This is a genomic window from Actinomycetes bacterium (assembly GCA_036510875.1).
Taxonomy (GTDB): Bacteria; Actinomycetota; Actinomycetes; order Prado026; family Prado026; genus DATCDE01.
Genome location: DATCDE010000028.1, coordinates 1 through 5,873, shown reverse-complemented (window position 1 = coordinate 5,873; position 5,873 = coordinate 1). Strand labels below are relative to the sequence as shown.

Annotated in this window: 6 protein-coding genes; 5 read left to right on the top strand and 1 reads right to left on the bottom strand. The window is 67.8% G+C overall.

The window, feature by feature from the left end; genetic code table 11:
- The first annotated feature begins 183 nt into the window (after positions 1–183).
- The 5 genes from VIM19_01665 (at position 184) to VIM19_01645 (ending at position 3,711) form a co-directional block, all read left to right on the top strand.
- Positions 184–435 carry an acyl carrier protein gene (locus tag VIM19_01665; GenBank protein ID HEY5183620.1) on the top strand — a complete coding sequence of 84 codons (252 nt, stop codon included), beginning with the start codon at positions 184–186 and terminating at the stop codon, positions 433–435.
- A gap of 278 nt (positions 436–713) precedes the next feature.
- Positions 714–1,673 (top strand): class I adenylate-forming enzyme family protein, encoded by a 960-nt coding sequence (locus VIM19_01660; protein HEY5183619.1) that lies wholly within the window; start codon positions 714–716, stop codon positions 1,671–1,673.
- Positions 1,666–2,415: an SDR family NAD(P)-dependent oxidoreductase gene (locus VIM19_01655; GenBank protein ID HEY5183618.1), complete on the top strand. Its 750-nt coding sequence runs from the start codon at positions 1,666–1,668 to the stop codon at positions 2,413–2,415. Before VIM19_01660 ends, VIM19_01655 begins: the two co-directional genes overlap by 8 nt.
- Before the next feature lie 200 nt (positions 2,416–2,615).
- Positions 2,616–2,819 carry a hypothetical protein gene (locus VIM19_01650; protein HEY5183617.1) on the top strand — a complete coding sequence of 68 codons (204 nt, stop codon included), beginning with the start codon at positions 2,616–2,618 and terminating at the stop codon, positions 2,817–2,819.
- A gap of 208 nt (positions 2,820–3,027) precedes the next feature.
- On the top strand, positions 3,028–3,711 hold the full coding sequence (locus tag VIM19_01645; protein ID HEY5183616.1) for a polysaccharide deacetylase family protein: 684 nt from the start codon (positions 3,028–3,030) through the stop codon (positions 3,709–3,711).
- Here the strand turns inward: VIM19_01645 and VIM19_01640 are convergent, their stop codons facing one another.
- A complete protein-coding gene (locus VIM19_01640; protein HEY5183615.1) occupies positions 3,712–4,515 on the bottom strand; it encodes a hypothetical protein in 804 nt (267 codons plus the stop codon).
- Positions 4,516–5,873 lie beyond the last annotated feature (1,358 nt).

The window sequence follows — 5,873 nt, the reverse complement described above, 5'->3', positions numbered from 1 at the left end:
CGTCTACGCGGCGAGTGATCGAGCGGGGGTGCCCGCGGTGCGGTCGCTGCTGCGCCTGGCTGGTGCTGTCTCGGGCTTGGATGGCGGACGGTCAGGGGGGTCAGGCCGCTTTCGGTGGTACCTGGATGTTGTCGAACATATCTTCGCTAGACTGCACGAGCCCCCGAACCAAAGGCAGGAACGATGCCCACACTGATACGTGGCGAGGTCCGCGCAATGATGGCGGCAGTCTTGGCTAAGCAGGGGAAGGGGCTTCCCTCAGGCGAGGACGCCGAGCTCCAGGACATCGGCTTCCGCTCACTCGACTTCTCCGAACTCGCGCTCCGCGTCGAGGACGAAGTCGGCGAGGAACTGAACTTCGACGCCCCCGGCCTCCGCCAGATCCACACCGTCGGCGACGTCCTCGACTTTATCGAGATCCTCCTCTCCGAATGAGCCTGCCCGCCGGTGCTTGCAACCGCCTCGTGGCGGGATCGTTCGAGGGAACGTGGGCCGATCTTGCGCCCGTGGCTGCCCCCGACGCCTCGGCCTTCTTCGGCGCCTCCCATGCGGATGCCCTTCGCGTCGTCTGGACCCACGCGACCTCCAGGCTCCGCGAGAGCCTTATCGGGTCCGCCGGCCGCGCGGACGCGTCCCTCGTCGACGAACTGCTGCGTACAGGCCTGGCTGTGGTCCACGTTGACAGGGGCTCCTTGAGCGTCTCACCAACCCCCATGCCTCGCCAGGCCGTCCCAGGTCGCCTCTGGCTGCTCACGTCCGGTTCCACCGGACGTCCCAAACGCGTCGCGCACACGCTGGAGTCCCTCACCACCGTCCACGGCCGCCAACCTGCCCGCACCTGGCTCTGCCCCTACACCCCCGGCGCCTACGCCTGGTGGCAGATAGTCACGCTCGCCCTCACCATCCCGGGGCAGGACGTGGTATTCGTCCCCCCGGACCACCTCGACTCATGGGCTGACGACGCCCTCGCCCACGGCGTCACTGCCGCGTCCGGTACACCGACATTCTGGCGGCAGGCGCTGCTGCGGAGCGGGAAGGCCTTGGCGCGAGTGCCTCTCGCACAGGTCACCCTCGGTGGCGAGCCCGTCGACCAGGGCGTCCTCGACCGAGTCGCCGCAGCCTTCCCCCGCGCGCGTGTCTCCTGGATCTACGCGTCCTCCGAGGCGGGGGCGTCCATCGCCGTCCACGACGGCTTGGCGGGGTTTCCCGAAGGCTGGCTGGGCAACCGCAGGTCGAACAGCGGCACCGACGGCGACCGCCCCGTTCTCAGCATCGACCGCGACGAGTTGGTCATCGCCTCACCCCACCGCGGCGAGGGTGTGGACGAGTTCCTCCACACGGGCGACCGCGTGGAGGTTCGCGACGGCCGGGTGCACATCACCGGACGCCTCTCGTCCGACGAGATCAACGTCGGTGGCACCAAGGTTTCAGCGTCACAGGTGCGCGGGGTTCTCCTTGAGCACCCGGGTGTCGCGTGGGCAACCGCCCGGGGCCGCCGCGCGCCCCTCGTGGGCACGGTGGTCCAGGCCGAGGTCGTCCTTTCGAACCCGTCCGTCACCGAAGACGACTTGGCGCGCTACTGCGCGGCACGACTGTCCGACCCCGCTGTGCCGCGGCGGTTCCGGTTCCTGGACTCCATCAAACTGACAGGAAGCCTGAAGACCGATGTCTGAAGACGTGCCCGCCACCCCGCCAGCCACCTCCGTGCTCGTTTCCGGTGGCTCACGCGGCCTCGGGCTCGACATCGTCCGACTGATCGTCGACCGCGGGGCGAAGGTCGCGGCGTTCGCGCGGACGATCACCCCCGAGCTTCAGGCCGTCGCGGACGCCGAGCCCGACCGCGTCGTGGTCCGCTCGGTGGACGTGACCGACGCGACCGCCGTCAGCCAGTTCGTGAGGGACGCTGAGGCGTCCCTGGGCCCGTTCGACGGCCTGGTCAACAACGCGGCAATAGGCCAGGACAGCCTTCACATGCACACGTCCCCCGACCGCATCCACGACATCCTCGCAACCAACCTCGAGGCCCCGCTGCTGCTCACGCGGGCCGTGCTGCGGCGCATCACCGCCGGACCCGGCCGTGGACGCATCGTGTTCGTGACGTCGATCTGCGCCCAGCGCGGGTACGCGGGCCTCGTGGCCTACTCCGCAGCCAAGGGCGGCCTCGACTCCGCCATGCGCGCGATCGCCCGCGAGATGCATGGGCGGGTGCTCGCCAACAGCGTCGCCCCGGGCTTCTTCGCCTCCGAGATGTCGAGCGTGCTGGGGCCCAACCAACTAGACATCATCACCCGCCGAACCCCCACCGGACGCCTCTCCGAGCCGGGCAACATCATCCCGATCGTCGACACCCTGCTGTTCGCCGACACGAACATCAACGGTCAGGTCATCGTGGTGGACGGGGGGGGATCCATCTGACCCGGCTGCGCGAAATCGCCTCCTCCGATCACGTCGTCGTCACCCCGGACGCCTCCGGGAGCGGTCGTCCCAATCCTTGCGGGACCGGGTGCGAGGGCGCCCACTGCTACACCTCGGACGGACGGCGCCTGTGCTGGCGCCCCTGCACCGCAGGCACATTCGCGATCGACGCCGAACTGCTCGGCCAAGAGGTGGACGAGGTGCTCGGGCGTCAGTGCAACGATCCCGCCGCGGAGTTCTGGGCGGCTTGGACGCGCGCCGAGGTCTGCGCAAAGCTCACCGACACCCCGATCCTGGTCTGGGTTCAGCGTCATGGCCTGCGGGCCCCGCTGGACTTGCCGGTGCAGGTCGTGCACGCCGAACTAGACGGCCTCACTGTGTGCTTCGGCGCCCGCACCTGCTGAAGGGATCTCGCGATTGAGCCCGAACCGGTTCAGGGTTGCCACAGCGGAAAGGCCGGCCGGGAGGCATGGTGCACCATCCTGACGCGCAACGCGCTCCGCACCTCGTGCCAGCGCTGGCGGTGGTGACCGTTGGCTGCAGCGCGGGCAGAATGTAGGTCACGACCACGACCCAGAGCCTCTCCGCCTGAATGCGAGGACACCGCACACCATGACCCAGACCAACCGGGAGCGGCTCATTGTGCTCTTCCATGGGATCGGCGATCCCTGGCCCGGTGTTCCCGAGCCTGAGAAGCCGTACTGGTGCCCGTCCGCGCTGTGGCCAACCATGGCTGATGCGGTGTCGGGTCTTGCCGAGCACACCGACCTACCGGTCGAGATCTGCTTCGACGACGGTAATCTCAGCGACTACGAGCAGGCGCTGCCGGTGCTGCGCGACCGAGGCCTTACAGCGACCTTCTTCGTCCTCGCTGGCCGGATCGAGCAGCCGAAGTACCTGTCGTCCGACCAAATCCAGGCACTCCGGGAGGCCGGGATGGGGATCGGCAGCCACGGCTGGGCCCACGCCGACCTACGCCGCACGACGGATTCCGAGCTCGCCCACGAGGTGGACGACTCGCGCCGGCTGCTGGGTGAGGTCACCGGAGAGGCGATCGATAGCTTCGCCATCCCCTTCGGCAGCTACGACCGCCGAGTGTTGCGCAAACTGCGCTCCTATCGCACCGTCTACACCAGCGATGCGCGTCGCGCCAAACTCCCGGGCTGGCTGTTGCCGCGGCACACCTTCACGCAGGATTGGACGCCGGACACGGTGCGGCGTCTCGCGACTGAACGCTACGGGGTGGCGCAACTGGGGCGCCAACGGCTGGTCGGTGCGGTCAAGCGGCTGCGCTAGTCAGAACCCCAGGTAGACCATCTCGGAATAGGTGTGGTCGCAGTCGATCCCCGGGTTCGGCCCGCGATAGTACTTCGCAGCCCGGCCCGGGTAGTACCGGCCCCTGATCCCAGGCAACGGTCCCGAGGCATCAACGATCATCAGCGGATAGCCACGCGCGGCCAGCCAGCGCCAGACGACCGCAGTGTGAGGCAGCAGATCCGCGAGGTGCGCGCAGTAGATCAATTGCGCGGCTCGAACAGGAACCAGCCGCTCGATCCGGCGCGGCAGGAAGATGAGCGGCGTCAGCCCGTCCCGTACCTGAAGGCAGGGGGTTAGGCAACCCATCGCCGCATGATTCGCCAGGACGCTGGCGCGACGCTCATCGAGCCCCGCCGCTCGTGCCGCCTCCAGATCCAGCACCCCCGCCCGTCCCGTTGAAGCCGTACCGATCCCCACCACCTGGCCCTCGGTCCAGCACTGGAAGCCGAGCCGGCGCAGCAACTTCAGGGTATCGGGAATGGCCGACAAGGTGGTCACGGTGGCCTCTGGCGCGGACGCCGCCCGCCTCAATAGCTGTAGGGCATCCAGGATTCCGCTCGACGGTCGGACGGCCCAGCTGGAGATATTCGTATAGACCCGTGGGCCCTCGGGCGTCGCGTGGTCGGAGGAAATCGCGAGAATAACCCCCGTCAGGCCGCCGTGGTCGATCACATAGCCGTACTGCTCGGTGCCAGGCGGTTCCGCCCGCTCCCCCAAGCGTGTGAGGCCGACCTCCCAATAGGCCCGGGGCCGCCCCGGGAATCCCTCGGTCAGCAGCGTCACGACCTCAGGCAGATCAGCAGGCCCGATCGGACGGATCTGTGAGTCTGCCGTCATCTGTGTCTGTCCTGTCTCGGGGGTGGTGATACCGATGACTCACTCATTCTGTCACGAATGGGGCGGAGCAATGCTTGAACCTCTGGATGTGCGCCAGAGGCGCTGGTGCGCCGTGAGGCGCTGAGGACCGAAGGAGGTGTGAAGACCTCCTCGCTGGGTTGTCGCAGCCGCCTGGAAGTTGTCAAGCTGGATGAGGCCAGCGGGAGTGATTGTCAGGCCGCGGGATCGTCGTTCCGGGGTTCGTTGATCCAGGCCGATGCCGGTAGTTCGAGGATCTTCGGGCGCCCGATGTGGTGCCGAACCGAGAGCCCGACCGTGGTCCGCCGGCCCGACCGCACCCGACGCCGGGGCAGCGCGACACAGATTCCCACACGCCACCCACAACATGCCGGGCGGTCAGCCACCGCCGACCCGGAGATCAGGTAACCGGACCCGACCTTGTCCGTGCCGTCGGGTTGCCGGGCCCACACCTGGACCACCCGCCGCACGTCCACCCGACCACCACCCCTCACAAGCCCGTCGGTCGCGCATACCGGACCAGCACAGGGAAGCCGCGCTCGACCACCCGATCCGAGAGGGCGGCACACCAGCGGTCCCGGCCGTCGATCCGGGGGCTCGGATCATCCCACCGCCGGTCGGGGCGGGGGATCCGGGCGACGTTCCTTCGAGATACGCAAGGCGACCACCGGATCGGACACAGATCGTCTGGCTCCGCCAAGACACATCCTGGGTTACCTTTGGTCTTCGGCGGTCGGCGTGCGGAAGATTTTCTCGCCGTTTGCTAAATCCCCCTTTTCGTTTTCTGATTCAGTAATCCGGTATTTCGGGCCCTGGAAAAGTGCGAAAGTCGAGTATAGGGGCTCGACGCAATCGAGGATGCACTCGGGGGGTCTTGAATCAGCCGGCTTCGAGCAACGAGCGGGCGATGTAGTTCGTCAGGTTCCGGAACCCGCGACCCGCTGCCGCCGAGGTGTTCGAGCCTGCCGTTGTGATGTTCAACGCCCACATCCTCGAAACTGGCACCCAGTCCCTTACCGACTACGCACCGGCAAGACGACGGCTCGACGCAAAGCGGGCGAGCCGACCGATCGCTACGCGGGTGGACTGGCAGCTCTGCCCGTCGGCGATGGCATTACTCGCTGGGCGGAGCGCTACTGCATATAGGGGGTCGAGGAGTATCCGTGCAGCCGTTGGCGCTAGCGATGATCTTGAGTGTCGCCCGGGTCAGTGAGTGGGTTTCCGCGGTTGAGGCGGGCCGGCGCCGGGTGTTCACGCGTACGGGCCCACCAGTCCGGGGCGCCCTG

Bases quoted from the DNA above. Each gene is read 5' to 3' on its own strand.
- VIM19_01665 (HEY5183620.1), top strand. From the start codon at position 184: ATGCCCACACTGATACGTGGCGAGGTCCGCGCAATGATGGCGGCAGTC.
- VIM19_01660 (HEY5183619.1), top strand. From the start codon at position 714: ATGCCTCGCCAGGCCGTCCCAGGTCGCCTCTGGCTGCTCACGTCCGGT.
- VIM19_01655 (HEY5183618.1), top strand. From the start codon at position 1,666: ATGTCTGAAGACGTGCCCGCCACCCCGCCAGCCACCTCCGTGCTCGTT.
- VIM19_01645 (HEY5183616.1), top strand. From the start codon at position 3,028: ATGACCCAGACCAACCGGGAGCGGCTCATTGTGCTCTTCCATGGGATC.